Source organism: Martinezella tropici, assembly GCF_003287875.1.
Classification (GTDB): Bacteria; Pseudomonadota; Alphaproteobacteria; order Rhizobiales; family Rhizobiaceae; genus Rhizobium; species Rhizobium tropici_C.
The window spans coordinates 1-23568 of sequence record NZ_QMKK01000033.1; the positions used below are offsets into that span (position 1 = coordinate 1).

Consider the following 23568-nt stretch of genomic DNA (forward strand, 5'->3'; position numbering starts at 1 on the left):
GGCTCACGGACTGCTTTTCTTTTAGAAGTTTCACCACAAGAGCTCCAGAAATACGGGTTTGGCGAAGCGGGTTAGCGTCATGGCACCCCGAACGTAGGTGAGCAATTATGATTTTTTCTCTGCGCAATATACTTGTTGGAATTTTCCTTTTTCTCAGCATCGCTCTATGTGTGCTGACGGGATCGTCGACGCTTGATGCCTATCGCGATGCAGGCAAGTATGCCGACGTCTCGAAGTTCACCTTGCTCGACCGCGCGCTCTTCCAGACACTCGCCAACTTTCGCAACGAGCGAGGTGACGGCTCGTCGCTCGCCAAACTTGAGCTTGGCTCGCAAGATGCAACGCTCGCCTTGTTGAAAAAGGATAGGGGCATCGTCGACAAATATATGGGTGACGCAAAATCGGTCTTTGCAGATATCGACGACCAGGCGCTCGAAGCCCCGATTGCCGACGTCATGAACGCCTATGATCGGGTAGTTGCATTCCGCTCAAAGCTCGACAGCGAAGTCGCCAGGAAGCTTGCTGATCGCGACCCGACACTGCAAGCCACGACGCTGGACCTCGGTCAGCAGCTCTTGACCGCGTTGGAGGCAGGTTCGACCGCCGTCGAAAGCCGGATCCGCACGAGTGATCCCTCAATGACGGCACTCATTCAGATCCGTGCACTGACATGGTACACGCGCGCAACGGCTGGGGCTGCAAACCTGTTGTTCGTCAACACGCTCGCCTCCGGAGAGGCGATGAAGCCCGAGGACGTCAGCAAGATCCAACAATTCGATTACACTGCGAATTTCACCTGGGAACAGATCGGTACTCTGGTCAATCATCCGTCGACACCACAGGTCGTCAGAGACGCCTATAAAGTCAGCAGCGCGACCTTCTTCAACGGTGATTTTGCAGCAAAACACAGTGCATTGCTTGCGAAGTTCGCAGCTGGTGAGAAGAAGGCCATGCCCCTTGACGACTGGCGCCCGCTTGGCAACGCCGCCCTTCTGACCATCACGAACACCGCCGCGGCAGCCGCAGACGGCATGGTCGCGAACGCATCCGCCAGCCAGAATGATGCGTTCGTCAGCTTGATCGCCTACGGGCTCACTTTCCTTGTTTCCGTGGTTCTGAGCATTACGGGCATCTGCGTCATCATCTTTCGCGTCACCAGGCCCGTGGGCGCGCTAACCCATTCCATGACCGCACTCGCCGAAGGCAACCTCTCGGTCTTGATCGGTGGCGTCGAACGGCGTGATGAGATCGGCGCCATGGCGCGTTCTGTCCAGATTTTCCAGCAGGCAGCTCTGCGCAACAAGGCGCTCGAAGCCGAAGCCGCCGAGGCACGCATTTCATCGGAGAACGAACGCCTCGAAGTCCAGCGCCGCGCCGAAGCAGAGGCCGAAGAGCGGCTGCTGCAGGCTACGGGCTCGCTTGCGACAGGACTTCGTCATTTGGCATCCGGCGACCTGCGGTGCGAGATCGAAACGCCGCTGGCTGCGCAGTTCGAAGCTCTGCGTCACGATTTCAATTCGTCGGTCAGCCAGTTGCGCGCTGCGATGTCTCAGGTCGGCCACGCCGCGTCACTCGTAAACAGCGGCAGTTACGAGATTTCGCAGGCTTCCGATAATCTTTCCAAGCGCACGGAGCAGCAGGCCGCCTCGCTGGAAGAGACGGCAGCGGCGCTCGAAGAGGTTACGGCCAATGTTCAGTCGACCTCCAAGCGGGCTGGCGATGCCCGTGATTTGGTACGCGGCGCCCGGTCGCGGGCCGAAAACTCCAGCCAGGTCGTCAACAATGCCGTCAATGCCATGGGCAGGATCGAGCATTCGTCCAAGCAGATCAGCCAGATCATCAGCGTGATCGACGAGATCGCCTTCCAGACCAACCTGCTTGCGCTCAACGCAGGCGTCGAGGCAGCACGTGCGGGTGAAGCAGGCAAGGGCTTCGCCGTCGTCGCCCAGGAAGTCCGCGAGTTGGCCCAGCGTTCGGCCAATGCCGCCAAGGAGATCAAGGTTCTGATTGGCAATTCCGAAGTCGCCGTCGGCGAAGGCGTGAAACTCGTCAACGACACCGGCGAGGGTCTCGCAGCTATTGCCGACCTGGTCCTGCAGATCAATCAGCACATGGATGCGATTGCAACGGCCGCTCAGGAGCAGTCCATGGGGCTTTCGGAGATCAACAGCGCTGTCAATCACATGGATCAGGCGACACAGCAGAATGCCGCCATGGTTGAAGAGATGAATGCGGCCGGCGCAGGTTTGGCCGAGGAAAGCAAGCGTCTCGGAGAGCTCCTGAGCGCGTTCCGCACAGGCGAAACCGAGCGCATTGAGCCACAGGCGAAGTCCGTGGCCCGGCTTGCCTCGGCCCCGACAGCCGGTCGGCCTGCTGCTCGCCCCGCTCCCGTCACGCAGGGCAATGCTGCGCTTAAACGTCTCCAGCAGGAGTGGTCGGAGTTCTGATTAAGCCTCCTCAAGGACGTACGGCTTTCGCTGACGCTCGGTACGGCATGCTTCATCGCGTTTTGCCTATATGGCGACAAGAAGCGAAAGCGGTCGATTTCGGAAGTAACTGGAATTGGGTGAAGGGGCTGCTGACAGTTTCTTCACCCATCATTCCGGATTGTGTCCCTCAAACTCGGAGAGGCGCTTGGCGGTGCGGTCAGCGTGCCATAGTTTTGACTCGAAGCGGCGCAGCTGGTCCATGGTCATGGAGATTGGGGAATTCGTCTGCGGTCACATGGTTAATAACGGCATTCCGGCCGGTATCGATCGAGAAAATGCCGAATAGCCGAAAAAGCTGTTGAAGCCCCGGAGCCCTTCTTCTAGCGATGCTTCCATCGGGTGCCCGTCCCATTCAGGGATTCCAGCCGCCGCTGCCATATGGCCGCGTTATAATTTCGAGCAGATGTCCGTTCGGATCTTTGAAATAGAGACCGCGTCCGCCGTCATGATCATTCGTCTCGTTTCGCCTTTGCTGGCCTGGATCCGCCCAATAAGTCAGATTCCGCTCGCCAATCCTCCGGAATATCGCCGTGAATTCGGTGTCGCCGACCAGGAAGGCGTAGTGCTGCGGGATGATTTCACCTTCGGTGTTCATGTAGTCGAGATTGGCGTCGTTGTCGGTGGTGACCATGTGGAACGGTCCCCATTGCCGTGGCGCGGGCAGCCCCAGCATTTCCGCCAGGAAATCGGCTGATGCCTTGCTGTCGTGTGCCGACAGGATCGTATGGTTGAAATGGACGGCCATCTTGGTCCCTCCGCAATGAGGAGCTCCATTCGGAACATGTACCGCTCCATTAACTGCGGCACCTCCCCATTGTTCCAAGCGGCGACTTGCCTTCTCGTTTATCTCTCCGGGCTTTTTACATCATCATAACTGGGAGAGAGCCGACCCTCCACAGCGGGATCGACTGAGAGCGCTAATTCTCCAGCTTGGATAACGGCACCTGCATCGAGATGACCAATCCGGTGGAAGCCCATTCGCGCGAAATTCTTCCATGCAGTGCTGACGTGATGATCGCTCTTTCAAGCTGACCCCCGAACCCTTCCCTGCGATGCGAAGCATCTATTGCCGGTCCTCCTGCCTCAACCCACGTAAGGTGGAGGTTCCGTTCATCAATCAAACACTGCACGGACAAGTGGCCTTCGGCTACCGCAAGGCATCCATATTTGGCGGCGTTGGTGGCGAATTCGTTGAGAACAAGCGCCAGCGAGGTTAGAGCGCTGCCTCCGACGGCGACATCCGTTCCTTCGATCTTCGTCCTGGTTCGCGACCCATCACCATAAGGCGCAAGAATCGCTTCAAGCAACGCAAACAACGTGGTTTTGCGATCGCCTTTCATCTCGCTGTCGATAAGATCGGGCAGGATGAGATCATGAGCACGCGTCAGGGCAGCCAGACGTGCATGCAGGCTATCCGCCAGTTCGTCCACGCTCCGTGCCGACCGCCTGGTTTGGGAAATCAGGGCCGAAGCCACGGAAAAGAGATTCTTGATCCGGTGATTCATCTCCCGCAGCAGCAGCTTTTGGCGATACTCCAGGCGGCGTCGTTCTGAAATGTCTCTCGCAATCTTGGAAGCGCCGATGATCCTTCCTTTCTTGCCGCGAACGGGCGAAACCGTGAGGGAAACTTCGATAAGGCTCCCATCCTTGCGCTTTCGGACGGTCTCGAAATGTTCGACTCGCTCACCACGGCGGATCTTTTCGAGAATTGTATTTTCCTCCTGCACCCGGTCCTCGGGTACCAGGATCAGAATCGATTGACCGATCACTTCCTCCGCCGAAAAGCCGAAGATGCGTTCCGCGCTCGCATTCCAACTGGTAATTGTACCATTGAGCATCTTGCTCAGAATGGCGTCGTTGGAATTCTCGACAATCGCCGCAAGCCAGGCCCGCGGATTTTCAACGCTGTCAATGCTGGATCCTCCGCTCCACGGGCCGTGGGGTGGGCTAGCGAGAAAACTCGACGAACCGTTATCCTTGTCGTCTGAATACGTGTTTCCGCTCTTATCGCTGTCAGTCGGGTAGTGAGACGTCATGTCCGGACGAAGATATCCTTAATTCGCTCGTGGGTATAATGTTAGCAAATGATCGCACCAACGATAAGATGTTGTTCGACACTTTATCGCTGCACGATCTGAATTCTGCGTTCGGCATTCATTGGAGCATGCCTGCCATGCCGGAACGGAGGAGAAGTACCTCGGAGCCGCCTCTGTCATCCAAGCCTCCGTCAGTGTTTCGATAGCGAAACAGGCCCTGGCCTCCGTTCACTTCGATACTTCGAAGAACCAAGACATGCCTTCACCTCGGCGACCAACAACTGGGGATCCGCCGGTTTCGACATCCAAGGCGCGTCCGCGAATCCGGACAAGTCGCCGTATTGCGATCTGTCGGATGCCGAGTAGATGATGTACGGCAAGCTGCGCGTTTTGAGTGTTCCGACGATGCGGCTGCAGTCACCGTCTCTCAAATGGATATCCAGTATTGTGAGATCAGGATTATGTTCATTGAGCCACGCCTGTCCATCGGAACAGGATGAGATGACATGGATCTCCGTCACCCCAGCATCTCGCAAGTAATCCTCGATATCGAGCGCCGCAAGCGGCTGATCCTCAAGTAAAAGAATGGAGACATTTGAGAGATTCATCGCGCGCTCCTTCCCGGGAAGGCAAAAACTAGCACATTCATCGCGGGATGATACGGCATGTGCGGAAACGTACAGAACACCACGGCACCCAGGCGCAAATGCCGTTCTTGACCATGTTCTGGAGGATCTTGGCGGCCATTGGTATCGGGCGCGGTATTGCTCGCCGCACGCCGAAATCCGCAGCCAGCAAGAATATCTCCTCCTGGTTTTACGGCTTGCTGATGCGATAACCTTGAAAAATTAAAGGAAACCGACGAAGGCGAGATCCATCACCCGTTCATACTCGCGTTCGGGTGTGCCGTAGCAGCCGCCGGCGATCTCCAGAAGCTTCTCTCGATTTACAATGCGGACATTTCCGCGCGTGGCCTTGATGGCATGGATTCCTTCGAGGACATGGAGTTCGTTGGTTACGCCGGAACGTCGCACACCAAGCATCAATGAGAGGAATTCATGCGTCAGCGGGAGATCGGGTCCATTGAGCCGGTCGTGGCACATAAGCAGCCAGCGTGCAAGGCGCTCATGCATGTTGTATCTGGCGTTTGCCAGCGCGGAATGGGCAAGTTGCAGATCGGTCGTATGCAGATAACGGAGGAGAAAGTTTCTCACATTGGGTTCGGAAGATAGCAGCTCGATGAAGGGCTGAACCGGAATTTGAACCCCCCGTCCTTCCACCTGCATAAAAGTCTTGTTGGGCGTTTGGTCAACCATGAGCAGAATGTGTGTTCCCGCCATGCCTTCATGGCCCACATGACCAACTTCTATGCTCTCGTCTTCGATCGTCGCGGCGACCACCGAGGCAAGGCCACTCTCGATGAAACAGACCTCCGTTGTCGGTTCATCAGCTTGAACCAACACGTGTCGTGCCGGCAAATCCACGAATCGCATATGAGGCAAAAACGTCGCGAAGACATCCGGCGGCAAGGCTTTGAGAAGCCTGTTGCGGATAATTTCTTGTCTTATTGTCATATCAGCTCCAATTCGAGGAGCCGATTTGCTCCAAGGCAACGCGATGGTTAACCTCGTACGACACGAAGCGCATGGCCACGGCGGCTTGAGGGTTATGCGCTTCTGGCGATTCTACTTTTGTTCACAATCGCTCTCACGCCAAGGCGCGACCGTTTGCGCAATCGCGAAGATGGACAGAACCGGTGGGTCCTTCCGCGGAGGCGTCCTCGGCGCCTTCGCGGCTGTCGGTCCTGCGATGGGCGCCGACAACAATTGATCTAGTCCAAGGTGATAGTTATTCAAGGGTCGCGACGTCTGTCAGATCGTTCTTGCCCGCGTCAGCGCCTGTGTCCAGGATCGGGCAAGCGCGATGTTGATACATAGGCATCGGCGGTCGAGCCGTATCGTGGGTTCGCGAAGTAGCGCCTTGCGGCTTTAACTTATCGAGCCGTGCGCCATGTTCAAGGCGTCAGCCCATCCAAACGGGATGACCATTGGTTCGAATTCCATCAAGAGCATACGACCGGTGTTCTCTCAAAAAATTATGGGCTCGAGCCGTTTCGGTGGACACTGCCAGCAGTGGATGCATTTGCTTTGTTGTGCTTTCACGGAAACGGAAGATGGGCGGCGGCTTTCGATGACGCCATGATTCTCATCGCGGTCGTGTTGATCGACGAATAGGCAGGCGCGCACCATGGTTCGGGGGAGCCGCTTCCGAGACCGCTCCTCCCGTAGTTTCGTTGTAGCTGTCCGCAGTGGGACTTACGCCGCTACGAAATCCAGCAAATCTCCGTTCAGCGTATCGGCATTGACCGTAAGCATGCCGTGCGAGAAGCCCGGGTACGCCTTCATCGATCCTTTCTGCAGAAGCTTGATCGACTTGTGAGCAGCGTCCGCGATTGGCACGATCTGGTCGTCTTCACCGTGCAGAACCAACGTCGGAACCGTGATTGCCTTTAGGTCTTCCGTCTGGTCGGTTTCCGAGAAGGCCTTGATGCCTTCGTAGTGCGCCTTTGCGCTGCCGATCATGCCCTGGCGCCACCAATTTTGGATCACGCCTTCATGGACAGTCGCTCCGTCCCGATTGAAGCCGTAGAATGGGCCAGCAGGCAGGTCGCGGAAAAACTGGGCGCGGTTTGTGGCAAGTGCCGAACGCAAGCCGTCGAATACCTCGATCGGCAGACCTTCAGGATTGCTCTCGGTCTTAAGCATTAGCGGAGGAACGGCCGATACGAGAACAGCCTTGGCAACGCGGCCTGCTGGCTGGCCGTGCTTGGCCACGTAGCGAGCAACTTCCCCGCCGCCTGTGGAATGTCCGATATGGACGGCGTTCCTGAGATCGAGCGTCTCGGCAACGGCGAATGCGTCCGCCGCGTAATGATCCATGTCGTGGCCGTCGGATACCTGAGTTGAACGACCGTGGCCGCGGCGGTCGTGGGCGACAACGCGATAGCCCTTCGACAGGAAGAACAGCATCTGCGCGTCCCAGTCGTCGGACGACAGTGGCCAGCCGTGGTGGAAGACGATCGGCTGCGCGTCCTTCGAACCCCAGTCCTTGTAGAAGATTTCGACGCCGTCTTTCGTGGTGATGTAGCTCATTTGGTCTCTTTCAATTGGAGGGAGGGATAACGCGAAGAGGGCTATCGCAAGCCCTGAAGGTTTATGAAAACTGGAAGTCCGAAAGATCGACCGATACGATCAGCGGTTCGGGAAGCGGCTTGTTGTCGGCGCCGCGGGGATAGATCCGCATCTTGCCGGGCATGACGATACCGTCCGTGGTGACGTAGTCGCTCATGTAGCGAGCCGCGGCGTTCCTTCCCTGGATATCGACTTCGTAGTCGTGCCGGACAAGCAGCCCGCGATCGTCGAAATAGAACGTCTGCTCCGTGCTATGGGTCGCGATCTCGTCCGGGAAGCGCACGCGCAGCCGCCGCCACTCATGATCGTTCTCTTTCCACGGCGCAATTTCCTCGGTGATGACGCCCGGCCGCTTCAGGATGAAGGGCGAGGTGAGATAGGTCCACATGGTATAACCCGCGAAGTAGGCCACCTGCGGATTACTCCAGTGGGTCTCCATCTCATAGCCTTCGAACGACGTCCTTGGTTGCAGGAGTTCCTCGACGACGTTGCCACCGGGATCCTCGATGGTCACTCTGTCCGGCGTGAAGACGGACTTGTTCTGCGTCGGAGCGAACGGCCAGTGGGAGACTTGCTCCCGTCCGAGGTCTACCCTGACCTGGCAGTCCTCAAGCACCGTGGGCTTGCCTTTCAGCGCCCAGAGGATGCCTCCCTGATGAAGCCTCGCCGTAACCGACGAGAATTGATTGAAGTGATCAAGGCCGCCATGAGCTGCGACCGCAACGTCGAGAAGATCAGTCATTGTGTAGTTCCTTTGCATTCCATGCGAGAAAGGAGGCGACAGCGGCATTAGCAATCGCTTCATCCTGATTGGTCGAGCCTCCGCTGACGCCCACCGCGCCGACAAGATTGCCGTCTACCAAAAGAGGCAGTCCGCCGGGCAGCATGACGTACTGGCCGCCGCCGACACTGTTGACGGAGAACAAGGGCTGTCCTGGCTGGATAAGAGGGAAAAAGGCGGAGGAGGGTGCCTGAAAGGCACGCGAAGTGCGCGCCTTTCCAAGTGCGAGGTCGAATGCACCGGCCCATGCTCCATCAATTCGAGCCATGGCGATTAGATCGCCGCTCTGATCGAGAACGACAGTGCTCGCCCGCCCAGCTATTCCGACCGCGTGAGACTCCGCAGCCGCGATCATTTTGCGCGCTGCGGACAGATGCATGCTCCCCAACATGGTCAGCTCAGTTTGATGTCGGAGAGATCGATCGAGACGACCAGAGGCTCAGACATGCTGTTTCCGTCCGGCTGGCGCGGGAAGATCCTGCGCTCGGTCGGGAACTTCAGTCCCTGCACCTCGACATAACCTCCGATGTAGTGTGCGCCGGGCGTGTTTCCGGCGATCTCGACGTCGTAGTCATGACGCTTCAGGAGACCGTTCTTATCCACATACAAGGTCTGAACGGTGCTGTGCGTTGCGATCTCCGAGGGGAATGTCACCTTGAGGCGTTGCCAGGTCTCCCCATTCTCCTGCCAGTCTTCAAGCTGCTCGGTAACAACACCCGGTGCGGCGAGCAGGAACGGCATGTTGAGGTAGGTCCACATGGCGATGCCAGCGAAGTAGGCAAGCTGCGGCTCCGTCCACGGCGTCTCGAGAGTGTGCCCGGCAAAAGAGGAGCGCGGATCAGTGAGCGTCTCAAGAACATTGTCCTGCGAATCCCTGATGCTGACGACGCCAGGCTCGAAGCGGGTGACCTTGCCTTCCGGACCGAAGGGAAAGTGGGAAGCCCACTCCTCACCGAGACCGACAGTTACGTTTGTCTCGTCGAGTTTGCCGCCGTGTCCTTTGAGACGCCATAGAGCGCCACCCTGCTTCAGGTGCGCCGCCAGCGAGGAGTAACGACGCCATGTTTCGAGACCGCCGTGGGCGTCGATGATCTTCTGTGCAAGCGAATTCATATTCTAGTTTCCTTGATGGATGGGATGATCAGGCGTCGAGGAAGGTCTTCACGTGGGCGACAAAGTTTTGGGGGTACTGGAAGAGCGCCCCGTGACCGGAATCCGGGTAAATGATCAGCGTCGCCGAGGTCATTGCCTTGAACATCTCGTAGGCGTTTATCGACGGGAACATCGTGTCGTCGCTGCCATGGACGATGAGCGTGGGTTGCTTGATAGCCTTGAGGGATGCGTGGTCAGGATCGGGTTCCGCGCACCAGCCGATGATCGATGCCGCCTGCGGGTTGCTGACATTCTCGCCGCTGTCGGGGTCGCGGTCCCGGGTTCTTGCGAGAACGCGGTCGATGAATGCCTCGCCCGCCTGCTGGCTTTGCTGCGACGGCGTGAAGAACAGTGGCAGCCTGATGTCATGGGCGTTCTTGGAAAATGCTTCGTCGACAACCTGAAGAAGATGTTCTTCCCCACCTTTCGGAGCGGATCCGGCAATGATCAGCCGTCGGACGTTGACCTTCGTGCGGGCCGCCATCACCTGCGCGAGGAAGCCGCCGAGCGAGAAGCCGAGAAGGTCGACCTCCGGAAAGCCCAGCGCGGCGATGAACGCTTCCGCATCCTGCGTCTGCTTCTCGACGTTGTCTGGCACTGTGCCTGACGAGGATCCGACGCCTGCATTGTCGAACAGGATGACCGGGCGATCCGCCGATAGGGCATTGACGACAGCAGGATCCCAGGCGTCCATCGTCCCGGTGAAGTGCTGAAGCAAGACAACGGGGACGCCCTGATCAGGTCCGAGGCGGCGGTAGGCGAATCGGATGCCGCCCGCTTCGAGGAATTGGGTGGGTGTGGTTTCTAGCGATGAGGTCATCTTAGGCACTTTCAGTCTGTTGGGTGAGGTATCGCTCGGCGACGGAGCGGCGCGAGAGGTTCGGAGTCATCGACAGGCGCGCCTGCTGCATGGCCTTCCATGGCCCGTCGTCGGGCAAAGGTGGAATGGTGATCGGTTCGCGACGGTCGAAGCCGACAAGGGCAGCGTCCACGAGGTCGTCGACTTCCATCAGCATCTCTATCGGGAACGAGTTGACGTCCTTGCCCGACCGCTCCCAGAGTTCGGTCCGCGTCGCGCCGGGGAGGACGGCCTGGGTATAGACGCCCTTGTCAGCGTAATGCGCCGTCATCGACTGGCTAAGATTCAGCAAGAACGACTTCGAGCCACTGTAGATGCCGTCGTAGCGTTCCGGGGCGAGAGCGAGGACCGAGGCGATGTTGATGACCGCTCCATGTCCCTTGGCGACGAACGCCTTGACCGCGGCCGCGGCAAGTCTGGCAGGCGCCGTGATATTGAGGGCTATGATCCGGGAAATCGCGGCGCCCCGTTCTCCAGCAGGCTCCCGTTCAGCGACATTCCCGCATTGTTCACCAGCAGGGAGATGTCGCCTGCTGACAACCTCGCTTCTACGGCGTCCAAGTCTTCCGACTTGGTCAGATCCGCGACCAGGATCTCGATCTTCAATCCGAGGTTCTTCAGCCGCGAGGATAGCGCTTCCATTTTCGCTCGGTCTCGGGCGACGAGCACGAGATCGAAACCGCGTGTCGCCAGCCTGTCAGCGTAAACCGCTCCTATGCCAGCGGATGCTCCGGTAATGAGGGCCGTGCCTTTTGTCGTACTCATTCGAATGCTCCATCTCTTTGTTGAAGGGCAAGCGATCGTGCCACCCGGCGCGGGAGGGGAGCCGAACGATATCTCGCGTGCTTTGTTGAGGATTGATTGCCGGGTTGATCAGCGATCGACGTCGACTAATGTGCGGCCCTTGATGCGGCCTGCCAGCATTTGGCTGGCGACCTGGAAAACATCGCCGAGGCCGACGACCGATATCGTGGAGGCGAGCTTTTGGAGGTCCATATCCGTCGCTAGCCGGTCCCACGCTTTTTCGCGGACAGAACGAGGGGCGTTGACAGAGTCGATGCCTGCGAGCGTCACGCCACGCAGGATGAACGGGAGGATGGATGCCGGAATATCGCGGCCTCCGACAAAACCGCATGTGGTGACAACGCCGCCGTATGACGTCTGCGCGAGAATGTTTGCGAGCGAGCGTCCGCCGACGGCATCGACAGCTCCAGCCCAGCGCTCGGCGGCAATGGACGGCCCCTCGGCTAACAACGCAGCCCTGTCGACAACGGCGCTTGCGCCGAGATCTCTCAGGTACTGCTCCTCGCCTGACTTGCCCGTGGAGGCGACGACGCTGTAGCCGAGCTTCGAAAGGATGGCGATTGCAATCGAGCCCACACCGCCGGAGGCTCCTGTTACGAGGATCTCGCCACGGGCTGGAGAAACGTTGCCATGTTCGAGAGCAAGGACACTCAACATGGCTGTGAACCCGGCCGTGCCAATCGCCATCGCATCCCGGGTCGAGATCGACGGAGCAAGCTTCACAAGCCAGTCGGCAGGCACGCGGGCCTTTTGCGCGAAGCCGCCATTATGCGTCTGACTGAGCCCCCAGCCCGTGGCGACAACTTTGTCGCCTTCCTGGAAGCGGGGGTCAGTTGAGGTCTCGACAGTTCCCGCGAAATCAATGCCTGGGATCAGGGGAAACGTCTGAATGATCCTCTGACCAGCGATTGCGATTGCATCCTTGTAGTTCACCGTCGACCACTCGACGGAAACCGTCACATCGCCTGATGTCAGGAGCCCGTCCTCCACCGTCTCGACAGCGGCAGTCACGCGATCATTGTCCTGCCTTGCGATGATTGCCTGGAAAGTCATCGATGATTCCTTGTTCGTGAAGCTCGTCATCCCTATTTAGCTCACGCGGAAATCATTGAAAGAATGCACATTTAACGCCTATACTTCCGTAAATGTAAGTAAGGTTTGAAGGAGTTCCCGTAGTGAGGCCAAAGCGTCTGGAGCCGAAGAGCGGATGTGCGGCGGAGCTGACGATGTCTGTCATCGGCGGCCTCTGGAAGCCGACGATCCTCGTCAATCTGCTCATGGGCAAGAAGCGGTTCATGGAATTGAGCCGACTAATTCCGGATGCGACACAGCGGGTGCTGACGCAGCAACTGCGCGAACTCGAAGCCGACGGAATGATCACACGGCAGGTCTTTCCTGAGGTGCCGCCGAGGGTGGAATACGAAGCCACCGATCTCGCGCGGTCGGTCGCACCGATCTTGGGGAGCCTGCGCGATTGGGGAAATCAGTTTCGCGCGAACCAGCAGCACATGGATGAGCTGGAACCGTATTGTCCTGCAGAAGGGGCAAACGCCTAGGCGATAGCGGTTTCGCCGTGCAGCGCTTCGGCTCGGAATTTGCTGTAGAGACTAATATTCGCATCGCCTAGTGCTGGAGGAGCAGCAGGATTGGTTCCATGCTTCGGCCCGGCCTCTGCGCCGAATATCAGGCTTGTCGGCCATATAGGAGGGTCACGCTATATGACGCCGTCTGCGTGTTGGATCGCATCAGGTAGCAAGTTGAAGCCCCCTTCCAGAACCCATTGATCCGCTTGAACGATGCGCCATAGTTCCGCATCGATTTTCATTTCTGAGCCTATGCGTTTGATGAATATCAATAGATAACAATAGTTGATAATTTCGTGCACCTGGCCCATATTTAGAGCAGGAGGGAATTGCCATGGCAAGTTTCGCACTCAATGAACATTACGAGCGCTTTATCAAAAAGCAGCTTGAATCCGGTCGCTATAACAACGCAAGTGAAGTTGTTCGCGCGGGCCTCAGATTGCTTGAAGATCAGGAAGACGCCCGCGAACGCTGGCTGACTCAGGAAATCCCGAGCCGTTATGCAGATCTGAAGCGTGACCCGTCCGCTGGCGTGACTCTGGATGAGGCTTTTGACCGGTTGGAAGCTGAGCATCGGGCTCAACTGGCGAAAACCAAGTAGGTATGAAGTATAAAATTGTCCTGCATAAGCAGGCGCAGGCTGAGCTACGTGACTTGTACCGGGATCTCGCCAGCGTTGAGAGGGCTGGACCTACGGTGGCGTGGGGCTATGTCAGGGGCATCCGGCAGTTTATCGAGGAGCTTGCGACGTTTCCCAAACGCGGCACGGTGAGAGACAACCTCATCCCCGGTCTTCGGATCATTGGTTATCGTAGGAGCGTGAGTATCGCGTTTGTTGTCGAGGAGACCGAGGTGCTGGTGTTGGGAATCTTCTATGCTGGACGGGACATCACGACCGAGATCCTCCAGGAACGCCTATAGGCGATTTGTCCCACTCCTCGGGCGAAAGGAGAGTGCGAGTGGGGGCAAAGGACTTTCCTTACTCTGGTACTGGTGGTCGAGTAGGCAGAGCTGCAAGAACTTAGCCGCACCTGTCGTGAGCATGTAATGATAAGTTCTGCCGGCAGAGCCTTGTTTGCGACTTTACAGTTGGAAAAGCAGCAATGACGCAGGTCGTCTGGCGAAATATCTCGCACGCTTCGACTCCGATTTGAGGACGTTAAAGAGGGGTGGCGACAGCAGGTTCGGCGGTGCCTCTTTCCAAAGAGCCGAAAGAATTGATTTTAGGTTGCTTTGACAACCCTAAGATTCTCAAAGGTGTGCGGGTTTATGAGTTTGAAACGCGGGGCCGCAGGTTCGAATCCTATCAAGAGCTGCATTATTTCCGTTGCTAAAGCTGGTGGGCTTGGGGATGCGATGGCCTCTCGCCTACCTCATATCGCTATCTAGCATGCCACCGACTTTTGGTTTGCTGTTTCAATCGGCCGCGACGTGACTTTCAATCGGTCAAGACTTGACTTTCAATTGGTCGTCGCCGTAGTTTCAAACGGTCACCAATGGAATGAAGCTATGGCGCTGTATCCAAGGCTCGTTGAGCAACGCGTTGCCGACGCCATGTCGGACACGCGAGTCGTTCTGATCGTAGGTCCCCGACAATCAGGTAAAACGACGTTGGCCAGGAAGATGGCTAACGAGGGGATGGAGTATTACACGCTGGACAATGGAACGACCCTGGAGGCAGCGCGACAGGATCCAGTTGGCTTTGTAAGGGGTATGGACCGCGTCATTATCGATGAAATTCAGCGCGCTCCCGAGCTGTTGTTGGCGATCAAGGAGAGTGTGGACTCCGACCAGCGCCCAGGGCGTTTCCTCCTGACCGGTTCAGCCAATCTTATGACGCTGCCACGCGTGGCAGACTCGCTCGCAGGGCGCATGGAGATCGTTCGATTGCTGCCGCTTGCGCAAAGCGAGATCAGAAGGGCCGGCAGCAGCTTCCTGCGTGACGCCTTTCAAAACGAAGCAAAGGCCGGAGAACCAATCGTCGGAGACGACCTGATGGCTGCGGTTCTGGCCGGTGGATATCCCGAGGCATTGGGCCGCAAAACCTTGAGCCGCAGACAGGACTGGTATGCGGATTACATCCAGGCGATCGTTCAACGCGACGTTCGCGATATTGCGCAAATCGAGCAGATTGCTCAAATGCCGCGACTGCTACGCATTCTGGCAGAGCATTCGGGCCAGCTCGTGAACTATTCCGGGATCGGGGCTGCCATCGGGATGAACCACATCACAACGCAAAAATACGTCGGAATCTTCGAGAGCCTGTTCCTCGCTCGAACCGTGCAACCTTGGTTTTCCAACAAACTGAAACGCCTGACCAAGACACCGAAAGTACATTTCCTCGATTCTGGTCTTCTCGCATCCCTTCGTGACCTCTCTCTTGAGCGCCTCCGTGACGACAGGGGCCAGTTCGGGGCGTTGCTGGAGACTTTCGTTTTTGGGGAGATCCTCAAACTCGCCAGCGGTGGGCAAACCCGCTTCGAGTTTTCGCACTTTCGGGACAAGCAGCAGAACGAAGTCGATATCGTCATCGAAGATAGAAGAGGGCGGATCGTCGGTATTGAGATAAAAGCGGCAGCAACCGTCTCGAATTCCGATTTTTCGGGGTTGCGAATTTTGGCCGAAGCATCTGGAGAAAAGTTTGTTTCGGGTATCGTCTTGTACGACCATGACAGGGTGATCCCTTTCGGGGAACGTCTGTCCGCTGTTCCAATATCGGCATTGTGGCGTTAGCGCGTGAGAATTTCGCTTCAGCTCCAGACTCGAGCATTCTTGAAACTTCGACGGTTTCGATAACAAATTGGCCTTAGGTTCGATTCCCATCAAGAGCAAATCTATCCACTCGAAACTATGGCAGTTCTTGCTCATAGAGCTGGTCCATGCTCAGCGATGCGACCTCCGCAAATGCCGTCTGGTTGCGGACGCGCCCGCCGCTGAGGATGACGACGTCGTCGCAAAACGAGATCGTGCTGCGATGATGGCTGATGACGATCGTGGTGCGGCGGCCGGCGCGCAATTTCAGCGTTTCGACGATGGCGGCCTCCGACAGCCCATCCATGGCGTTGGTGGCTTCATCCAGAATGAGGATATCGGGATCGCGAACGAGCGCTCTTGCGAGCGCTATTCGCTGCCGCTGTCCGGCCGAAAGGCTGGCGCCCCTGTAGCCGACGAGCGTCTTGTATCCTTCGGGGAGCTTTTCGATGAATTCATGCGCTTCAGCAAGCCTGGCGGCCCGTTCGGCCTCGGCCGGCGAGGCGTGCTGCCCGTAGACGATGTTTTCGAAAATGGTGCCGTCAACCAGTTCCAGGTCCTGGCTGGCAAGCGCAAGCCTGTTTCGCCATTGCGTGGGATCGATGCGGCTCAGCGGCGATCCATCGATCAGGATCTCGCCTTCGTCGGGTTCGACAAAGCGGCACAGCAGGTTCACGATCGTCGTCTTTCCCGCACCCGATCGGCCGATGAGGGCGGTGGAGCGACCGTAACCGATCTCGAAACTGGCGGAGCGCAGCACCACCGGCCGCGCGGCAGAGCCCGGATATTGAAAGGTCACGCCGTCGAATTTGATCTCCCGGCTCAGCCGGGGAGCCGGCAGGTCTCCAGCCGGCGGCTGCGGCTTGTCGGAGGGATCCAGCAGCCAGCGAACTTCCTCCAGCGAACCGCTCCAGCCCTGCATCTGGCTCCATGCCTGCTGCAGGGCGCGCACGTGCGGCTGCAGCCGGTATAGCAGGACCACGAAGGCCACGATGATGGGAAAGCTGACCGCCCAGGCCCAGGCGCCGACGACCACCGCGAGGAAAAGCGCGGAATGCAAAACCTCCGTCAGCGGCGGCAGCGCGCCCTGGCGGGTCTGGAGAACGAAGCCCGCCTTCCTCACGGCATTGGATGCGCCGTCGAACACGGCCTTTTCGCGCGCCTCCTGACCGAAAATCCGGATCAGCCGTCCGGCGTGGACGAGATGCAGCATTCGGCTGGCAAGTTCGTTGTTGGAAGAAGCGACCTTGCGGCTCGGCATCCTCAGGCCGGCTGACAAGCCCGCATGCGCGGCCTGGACGAGGATGAGGCCGAGCGCGACGCAGAGCGTCATTTGCCACGACAGCAGCAGCAGAAAGGCAAGCAGAATGATTGCCGCCGACGCGTTCACGATCGCCGCAAGCACCGTCTGTATCGCATCGGATGCCCGCCAGGATTCATTGGAGATGATGTTGAGCAGCCGGCCCGGGCTTTCCTGCAGGAAGAATGGATATCCGATCTTCAGGAGCTGATCGGCGAGCGCGCTGCGGATCGCATGACCGGCCTTGCCATGGATGAAGTTGGTGAGGGCCGTATTGGCGAAGGCAAGAATATTCTTCAAGGTGATCAGCGCGAGAATGCAGGCGGCAATGGCCATCATCCGCTGCCGGTCGTCCAGACCCGATCCGGCCTGCTGGAAGAGGGCGGAAAATCCGCTCAGTCCCGTCGGGGCCTTTTCACCGCCGATAATGCCGAGCATCGGAATGATGAGGCCGATGCCGGTGCCCTCGAGCACGGCGCCGATCAGGCCAATGACGACGACGACAGGCAGCAGCCGGATCTGCCGGCCAAGCGCCTGTCGTAGGAGTTGCAGGCCCGGCAGGAGGAGTTTCAGCATGACGGATATCACCTCAACGAACGGGTTGTCTGCTTGATCTGGTTCAGCTCCGGCTGTCGGGGGCGACTCGTCATCGCACATCGCGCGAATTCGAAAGCGCCCAGCACATTCATGGACACGATCGGCCAATGAGACAAGGATACTTCCGGATCGAAGCGTGGCCCACCCCATAATTCCCGCCAGGCCGAGCGGAAAGTCCAGCAGAAATGGCGCAGGAGCCACGGCGCGCCGAGCAGATGCTTCAGACAGAGGCCGCCATTTCCGAGGCTATAGTTGCGGTGAAGCCGTTCGATCGCCTCGCGCGTGTTGCGTCCGTGATAATGCAGCACGTTCATGTCGGGAACATATTCGACCGGAATACCGAGCTTGAAGGCACGGACGAGATAGTCGGTGTCCTCGGCCGATTGCAAGGCGCTGCCGGCGCCGAAGCGCTCGTCGAAGCGGCCGACGCGCCTGGCGACTTCCCGGTGCATCGTCATGTTGCAGCCGAGGATGAAACCGCCTGGATGGACATCGGGCGTAAAGCGGGCGGGCTCCGGTGATCGCTTGATCGTAAACGGCAGATCCCGCGCATCGCCGAGTTCGACACGGCCGCCCCGGATGACGAGGCGCTCTCCGTCTGCGTAATGCCGCTCCAGGTCCCGCAGGTAATGCAGGTCCACTTCGCAATCATCGTCGATAAAGATCAGGATGCGCCCGCGAGAGCGTTCCATCCCCGCATTGCGGGCGGCGGCCAAGCCGCGGCGGCGCTCCACCACCGGTATGATCGTGATGCTCGATGTGGCCGCTATCCGGGCCAGCCGGTCGGCGGTATCGTCGGTCGAGCCGTTGTCGACCACCACCAGCTCGCTTGTCATCGAACCATGGGCCAGACTGGCTGCTTCGATGGACCGGATGCAAGCCTCGAGCGCCTGGGCGCGGTTGCGGGTGCAGACAATGAAACTCGCGGTCGGACCTCGCTCGACGGAAGGACCGGGGGGCATGGCGACCTTTCGCGCATGCCCTCTTAAGACGTTAGGATTCTCCCCGGCCATGTCAGGCAAGTCCTTGCAGCGGCAGCACGCTGCTTGCCGGTACCGATTGTCGATACCTCGCCAGGGCGTCGAGACGCAGGCTCGCATCGCTCCAAAGGCGGCTGCACCAGGGCGCATAGGTGGCGGCGCGAAGTCCATACCGCTCGCGTCGCCGGATCGTATGCCATTTGGCTGTTTGTGTGAGGAATTGATGCGTCAACGCGGGCTGCTTCTCGTCCGCGATGAGCTGGTAGAGGAAATAGAAGAAGCACATCAGTCCTTCCTGATGGCTCGCGGAGGCTTGTAGGTCGCGCGCGGCGATCCTTCCTTCGATGGAGAGGAGACAGTCGGCGGCACGGGCAACCGTGTCATGCGTCACCGCCGCACCGATATCGTGCAAGGCATGGGGATCGTCGATCAGACCTTCCCGCTGGAGATTTTCTGCCGCGATCGCCAGATGCGTGCGGCGCATCGGCCGCTTGTGCTTGTTGGTGACGCTTTCGTCGTGAACGCGATAGGCAACAAGGCTGTCATCGATCATGGCGGCGGGGAATTCACGGGTGATCCGCCGGAACAGATCGAAATCCTCCGCGTGCACATAGCTTGCATCATAGGTCAGCATGCCAGCCGGAATGACATTGCGGTTGTACATGACGGTCGAATGCATGAAGACCGTGTAAAACATCGACAAAACACCCCAGTCAGCTGACTGATGGATCGGGTTGGGCGTGCCGCGCACGACGCGATTGCCGATGAGCCGGTCGACGCCGGTGCCGCTGATCGCAAGCGCGGGCCGCTCCCGGAACAGGGCGATCTGGCGTGAAAAGCGCTCGGGATAGGCGATATCATCGGCATCCATCCGGGCGATGAAATCGCCTTTCGCCATGGTCATGCCTTCGTTGAGCGTCGCAATGAGCCCGCGGTTTTCACGCGAGATGATCCGGAGGCGGTCGTCGGCCGCTTGATGGCGTCGCAGGATGTCCAGCGAGCGGTCGGTCGAACCATCGTCGATGGCAATGACCTCGAGGCGCTTGTGATCCTGTCGCAGGATGCTCTCGACGGCTGCGGCGAGATAAGGTTCGCCATTATAGACGGGCAGCAGGACGGAAACCAGTGGAACGGTCATTCTTCAGCTCGCGCACTATTGCAGATCGGAGGTTTGGACGGCGTCGTCGCGATCGTGGTCGCCACGGCGATAGAGCGCCGTTTGGTATATTTTAGCACCACGCCGCGCTTCCCTCGGTTCGCCGATCGCGGCCGCCGGCGGATGACTTCGGTCGACATAGGGAAAATAGCGCTTGAGGCCGTTCAACGGCTTTTCGAAAAGGCGCCAGGAAATCGAAGCCAGAGCCAAGGTGGCGACACTTCCGACGATCAAGCGGCCGAAGCCCTGTTCCGAGACGTTGACCGGAATCCAGGCTTGAGCCTTGATGATCAGCGAAAGGACGATCGGATGGAAGAGATAGATGCCGTAACTGACCCGCCCGGTGGCTGCCATCGGCGAGGATTCGAGCAGCGGGCCGAAACCGGATCGAAAACCCGAAGAGGCACCGCCGACCAGCATGACGAGCGGCACGAGCGGAAAAACCTCCGAGCCGATCCAGATGCACCAGTCGAGAACAGGCGTTGTCGGATCAGGTCTGAGCCATAGCGCTACGGTGGCGGCGGCCACCAATGGCATCCAGCCCAGCCGCATCCATTGCGGCCAGGCTCGTGTCCTCTCGCGGTAGACTGCGAGCAGGGCGCCGATCGCCAGCGCATCCATGGAAGCGGAAGGAAGCAAGTCGCGCGTCAAGGAGGGCGTTCCGGTCAGCGGCCAGTAGAGGCGATAGGCAAGCGAGCAGGCAATGACGGCAATACAGAGGCGCCCGATCATCCGGCGCGGCACCAGCAGGATTGCCAGCGGCCAGACGATATAGAACTGCTCCTCGATGCTGAGGCTCCAGGTATGGCATAGAACCCAGGGCGTCCATTCGCCGCGCAGGGCATACCAGTAGTTTGCCAGGTAGAGCGCATGCCATTTCAGAGTGCCGGTGCCGCGAACGCCTTCGAGATTGATGAACCACACCAGCGCCAGAACCGCGAAATAGGGAGGAAATATGCGTAGCGCGCGGCGGATGTAGAATGCCTTCAGTGCGGTGGCCGGCTGATAGCGCGTATCGGCTCGCGCCTCCAACAACAGGCGCGTGATCAGGAAGCCGCTGAGTACGAAAAAGAGACGAACGCCGAGATGACCCCAGATGGAGCCATTGGCCGCGAAAAAATGTGCGTAGAGCACCATGGCAACGGCGATGGTTCTCAGGCCGTCCAATTGGCGGTCGCGGATACTCAGCATAAACACCCCCGGTTTTCAGCCTATTTCGGACCCCTCATTGATGGCGCAAGCTCCCTATACTCTGCGGCTTGCAGATGCTCTTCTTCTTACCCACCACATGAACCCGATGAGCTTGCCGGGCGACCCTTAGAGGCGTCCGAGTGAAATCCGGCCAAACTTGGGCAATTCGGGGCCGATAAGGCTGTGGTTGATCACGTGTTTGAAACAAACGGCCATGTTTCGAAAATTACGGAAATATCGCCGCTCATGCGGCGCAAACTTCCATCCTCATCAGGCAAGTCTATCCACTTGCTTACAAGTGGATCGGCAGCCGCAACGTAATGTTGGGCGCGCCTCCATTTGGTCAATCCTTTGCTTATATTATGCAATTATATGAATGATTTTGGGGTAATGAGACATCCCTGGGCTGTGATCTTGGCGATATTTTTCGTTTTTCTCCGCTTTATTCAATCGTCGGTAGACGAAGAGCTTCAAGTCATCATTGCATCAATGCTGCACCAGTCGTTCAACTTGGAGATGGGATTTCCCGAGATCGGCCTTGTCGTATCCGCGAATTATGCGGTGGCTGATACTTGGGATTACGAACGTCTGGAACGCCATCAGCTAACGGCGAATGCATGTCCTTGTGACACCGGCAGGTTTGACCGAGACCGACAGTTGCTGACTATAGAGATTTGAAGCCAACCCGCGATCAGTTCATACACAAATCGCTGATAGTGCACATACAATACGCAAATGTGTCGCCCGAGGGCGAGGCCGGGTTCGAACGAGTGCGCGTCCAAGGGATATCAATCGTCCCAGTGAAAGGCGCCATTCGTTCGATGGACCTAATGATCCACGGGCACTAAGAGGAGGTCCTCATGCTGTCTTGGCCGAGTCCGGAAGGAGCAGCCCAAGGTCGTCTTCTTAGATGACATGTGCCGAACGTGCCTGTTCGCGTAGCCATCCTTCCGAGCCGAGGTGCTGGCGACGATCCGTGATGCAAGGACTACCGAGCACTGTCTCCTTAGCAGGGTCCTTATCCAGTACCTGAACGCCTCCGTCCGGCCCGAAGCGGAGCAGCTGAAACGCGCCCTCAACCATGAGCACGGCACGGGGCGGGGCTCGGACTTTGATCCATGACGGCGACTGACGCTCAGGTATCCTGACGGTCACGGCGAGGCTCGGTTATCTGCGTTCCTGCGCGGTCGAAACCATTGAGGCGTGCAGCGCAGATTGCGGCGACGGCTTCCTGCAGCACCGTCACACGCTCGACCAGCCAAGCCAGCTCTTCGTCGGTGATTTCGTAGTGGTGTGAATAGCGGGCCTCGACATAGGCCCGATCGAGGCGGGCAAAACACTGCCTGGCAAAACCGCTGTCGCAGGGCCAGACCGCAGTCAGCAGGGGCGCGACCCGCTCCGCATGACTGCGCAGGCAGGTCAGCCGGTGGGATTTCGGGCTATGGAGCGTCAGAACAAGCAGGGTGCCATGATAGAGCCGTTCGACGGTCTGATGCAGGTCAAAGGCTGCTTCCTTGCCGTAGCCACGCCCCATCGCCTCCTTCGCCAATTCGAAGCGATGCGTGGCGCTTGGGAACCAGTGGTCGAAATGCCGACGCACTTCAGCCTTGGCGGCGTCCGGATCCAGCGGCTTGGGTTTGGCGAGGGGAAGACCCGGCGTCTCGTAAAGCGGGATGCCGTCGCGGGCGATGTCCACGAAGAAGGGCCGACCGTGCGCGAGTTGGTTATTGAGGTCCGTGATGGAGTGAACGATGAAGTTGACCGGCGTTGCCAGATGTCCGGTGACCGTCAGTTCCCGCAGGAAGCGATCCGCAGCCCAGTACCAGAAACGTGGATCGGCAAAGGTTTCAGTCGTAACGACGACGAGCAGGTTATATTCGGAGCGATCATCGCCCTCGCCCTCGCCCTCTTCGACCCAGTCACCGCGTGCATAAGAGCCAAAAAGAACCAGTTTGAGGATACGTCCACCCTTCTCCCTGTCCGACAGCTTGCTCTTTTGCGCGTCCTCGAATTCATCGAAAAGGATTCGTGCGATCCGTTCCAGTTCACGGCGTCTGTTCTCGGGAAGATGGCCGAGGCGTTCAGCAAGCGTCACAGACACGGCAGCCTCCGCTGCAAGCGGGTGGTGGAGGGCTTTGCCGTGTTATTTCCCTCAAGCAGGCTTTTCATGATGCGCCGACATTGGCTTCGGGGAGCCGGTCGCTTCCGGGCATGAATTGACCCGGCTGCAGGGCCTGCCCGATGCGCACCAGATCGGCCAGCGCCGCGCTCACTTGCAGCGAGGGGAAGTCTGGGCCTTTGTCGAAGTGTTCGCCTCCACACAAGATCACATCAAGCTTGCCGGCCACACCAGCAAGCGTCGTGGCCGGCATGGCCATCAGGGCGTCGGCCAACTTCATTTCCATGCGATCGGATCGGATCTCGGCTTTCTCGGCCCGACTATATCCCAAAACGTCATCCAGATGATCCCAAGCTTCCTGCCGCTTCCGAAAGGCTACTATTGCTTGCGCCCTCACGGCCTGATGCCCGGCTGCATCGCCACATATTCGGTCTATGTCTTCCAGACTGAAAGCACGAACCGGCTCCTTTTTCCCGGGCAGTGTGATTTCCACCTGCGGAAATCCGACGGCGGCGACCATCCTGCTTTCAAGGCTCACCTGAATTTTCCAAAGCCGCTGCGTTTCATTGTGTGCGGCCA

Annotated in this window: 24 protein-coding genes; 6 read left to right on the forward strand and 18 right to left on the reverse strand. The window is 58.4% G+C overall.

The window, feature by feature from the left end; all coding sequences use genetic code 11:
* Window positions 1–107 precede the first annotated feature (107 nt).
* A complete protein-coding gene (locus DQ393_RS13040; protein WP_112342126.1) occupies window positions 108–2447 on the forward strand; it encodes a methyl-accepting chemotaxis protein in 2340 nt (779 codons plus the stop codon).
* 394 nt (window positions 2448–2841) lie between these two features.
* Here DQ393_RS13040 and DQ393_RS13045 read toward each other — a convergent pair whose 3' ends face one another.
* From DQ393_RS13045 to DQ393_RS13095, 12 genes are all read right to left on the reverse strand, one after another.
* Window positions 2842–3234: a VOC family protein gene (locus DQ393_RS13045; protein WP_112342204.1), complete on the reverse strand. Its 393-nt coding sequence runs from the start codon at window positions 3232–3234 to the stop codon at window positions 2842–2844.
* A gap of 172 nt (window positions 3235–3406) precedes the next feature.
* Window positions 3407–4525 (reverse strand): PAS domain S-box protein, encoded by a 1119-nt coding sequence (locus DQ393_RS13050; RefSeq protein WP_112342205.1) that lies wholly within the window; start codon window positions 4523–4525, stop codon window positions 3407–3409.
* 191 nt (window positions 4526–4716) lie between these two features.
* Entirely contained in the window at window positions 4717–5133 is a 417-nt protein-coding gene (locus DQ393_RS13055; RefSeq protein ID WP_112342206.1) for a response regulator, read from the reverse strand.
* A gap of 240 nt (window positions 5134–5373) precedes the next feature.
* On the reverse strand, window positions 5374–6099 hold the full coding sequence (locus tag DQ393_RS13060) for a Crp/Fnr family transcriptional regulator (protein WP_112342207.1): 726 nt from the start codon (window positions 6097–6099) through the stop codon (window positions 5374–5376).
* Between the two features lie 741 nt (window positions 6100–6840).
* Window positions 6841–7677: an alpha/beta fold hydrolase gene (locus tag DQ393_RS13065; RefSeq protein ID WP_112342208.1), complete on the reverse strand. Its 837-nt coding sequence runs from the start codon at window positions 7675–7677 to the stop codon at window positions 6841–6843.
* Between the two features lie 61 nt (window positions 7678–7738).
* Window positions 7739–8458 (reverse strand): hypothetical protein, encoded by a 720-nt coding sequence (locus tag DQ393_RS13070; protein WP_112342209.1) that lies wholly within the window; start codon window positions 8456–8458, stop codon window positions 7739–7741.
* The gene (locus DQ393_RS13075) at window positions 8451–8888 is read right to left on the reverse strand and encodes a GlcG/HbpS family heme-binding protein (protein WP_112342210.1); all 438 of its coding nucleotides are present in this window, start codon (window positions 8886–8888) and stop codon (window positions 8451–8453) included. The genes DQ393_RS13070 and DQ393_RS13075 overlap by 8 nt, the downstream gene beginning before the upstream one ends.
* Before the next feature lie 2 nt (window positions 8889–8890).
* Window positions 8891–9610, reverse strand: coding sequence for a hypothetical protein (locus tag DQ393_RS13080; protein ID WP_112342211.1), 720 nt, complete (start codon window positions 9608–9610; stop codon window positions 8891–8893).
* A gap of 28 nt (window positions 9611–9638) precedes the next feature.
* A complete protein-coding gene (locus tag DQ393_RS13085) occupies window positions 9639–10469 on the reverse strand; it encodes an alpha/beta fold hydrolase (RefSeq protein ID WP_112342212.1) in 831 nt (276 codons plus the stop codon).
* A 1-nt stretch (window position 10470) separates the two neighbouring features.
* Window positions 10471–10965 carry an SDR family NAD(P)-dependent oxidoreductase gene (locus DQ393_RS34210; protein ID WP_348628020.1) on the reverse strand — a complete coding sequence of 165 codons (495 nt, stop codon included), beginning with the start codon at window positions 10963–10965 and terminating at the stop codon, window positions 10471–10473.
* Complete coding sequence (locus tag DQ393_RS34215; RefSeq protein ID WP_348628018.1) at window positions 10950–11273, reverse strand: SDR family NAD(P)-dependent oxidoreductase; 324 nt, start codon at window positions 11271–11273, stop codon at window positions 10950–10952. The genes DQ393_RS34210 and DQ393_RS34215 overlap by 16 nt, the downstream gene beginning before the upstream one ends.
* A gap of 108 nt (window positions 11274–11381) precedes the next feature.
* Complete coding sequence (locus DQ393_RS13095; RefSeq protein WP_112342224.1) at window positions 11382–12365, reverse strand: MDR family oxidoreductase; 984 nt, start codon at window positions 12363–12365, stop codon at window positions 11382–11384.
* 122 nt (window positions 12366–12487) lie between these two features.
* Between DQ393_RS13095 and DQ393_RS13100 the strand changes: the two genes are divergently transcribed.
* The 4 genes from DQ393_RS13100 (at window position 12488) to DQ393_RS13120 (ending at window position 15628) form a co-directional block, all read left to right on the forward strand.
* Window positions 12488–12868, forward strand: a complete 381-nt coding sequence (locus DQ393_RS13100) for a winged helix-turn-helix transcriptional regulator (RefSeq protein ID WP_112342213.1) — start codon at window positions 12488–12490, stop codon at window positions 12866–12868.
* A 361-nt stretch (window positions 12869–13229) separates the two neighbouring features.
* Complete coding sequence (locus DQ393_RS13110) at window positions 13230–13496, forward strand: type II toxin-antitoxin system ParD family antitoxin (protein ID WP_112342215.1); 267 nt, start codon at window positions 13230–13232, stop codon at window positions 13494–13496.
* Window positions 13497–13498: 2 nt separating this feature from the next.
* Window positions 13499–13816 (forward strand): type II toxin-antitoxin system RelE/ParE family toxin, encoded by a 318-nt coding sequence (locus tag DQ393_RS13115; protein ID WP_112342216.1) that lies wholly within the window; start codon window positions 13499–13501, stop codon window positions 13814–13816.
* Between the two features lie 588 nt (window positions 13817–14404).
* Window positions 14405–15628: an ATP-binding protein gene (locus DQ393_RS13120; RefSeq protein WP_112342217.1), complete on the forward strand. Its 1224-nt coding sequence runs from the start codon at window positions 14405–14407 to the stop codon at window positions 15626–15628.
* 115 nt (window positions 15629–15743) lie between these two features.
* Here the strand turns inward: DQ393_RS13120 and DQ393_RS13125 are convergent, their stop codons facing one another.
* Genes DQ393_RS13125 through DQ393_RS13140 form a run of 4 tightly spaced genes read right to left on the reverse strand, consistent with a single transcriptional unit; the run spans window position 15744 to window position 20870 of the window.
* On the reverse strand, window positions 15744–17522 hold the full coding sequence (locus DQ393_RS13125) for an ABC transporter ATP-binding protein (protein WP_112342218.1): 1779 nt from the start codon (window positions 17520–17522) through the stop codon (window positions 15744–15746).
* Window positions 17523–17530: 8 nt separating this feature from the next.
* Window positions 17531–18505 carry a glycosyltransferase family 2 protein gene (locus DQ393_RS13130; protein ID WP_245430339.1) on the reverse strand — a complete coding sequence of 325 codons (975 nt, stop codon included), beginning with the start codon at window positions 18503–18505 and terminating at the stop codon, window positions 17531–17533.
* A 52-nt stretch (window positions 18506–18557) separates the two neighbouring features.
* The gene (locus tag DQ393_RS13135) at window positions 18558–19661 is read right to left on the reverse strand and encodes a glycosyltransferase family 2 protein (protein ID WP_112342220.1); all 1104 of its coding nucleotides are present in this window, start codon (window positions 19659–19661) and stop codon (window positions 18558–18560) included.
* A gap of 15 nt (window positions 19662–19676) precedes the next feature.
* On the reverse strand, window positions 19677–20870 hold the full coding sequence (locus DQ393_RS13140; RefSeq protein WP_112342221.1) for an acyltransferase family protein: 1194 nt from the start codon (window positions 20868–20870) through the stop codon (window positions 19677–19679).
* A gap of 414 nt (window positions 20871–21284) precedes the next feature.
* Between DQ393_RS13140 and DQ393_RS13145 the strand changes: the two genes are divergently transcribed.
* Window positions 21285–21548, forward strand: a complete 264-nt coding sequence (locus tag DQ393_RS13145; protein WP_146758979.1) for a hypothetical protein — start codon at window positions 21285–21287, stop codon at window positions 21546–21548.
* A gap of 457 nt (window positions 21549–22005) precedes the next feature.
* On the opposite strand, the gene DQ393_RS13150 is transcribed toward DQ393_RS13145, so the two are convergent.
* Together DQ393_RS13150 and DQ393_RS13155 are read right to left on the reverse strand one after the other, a co-directional pair.
* Window positions 22006–22971 carry a HEPN domain-containing protein gene (locus DQ393_RS13150; protein ID WP_348628019.1) on the reverse strand — a complete coding sequence of 322 codons (966 nt, stop codon included), beginning with the start codon at window positions 22969–22971 and terminating at the stop codon, window positions 22006–22008.
* A gap of 64 nt (window positions 22972–23035) precedes the next feature.
* Window positions 23036–23568 (reverse strand): hypothetical protein (locus tag DQ393_RS13155; RefSeq protein WP_210209418.1); only part of this gene is annotated, 533 nt, incomplete at its 5' end.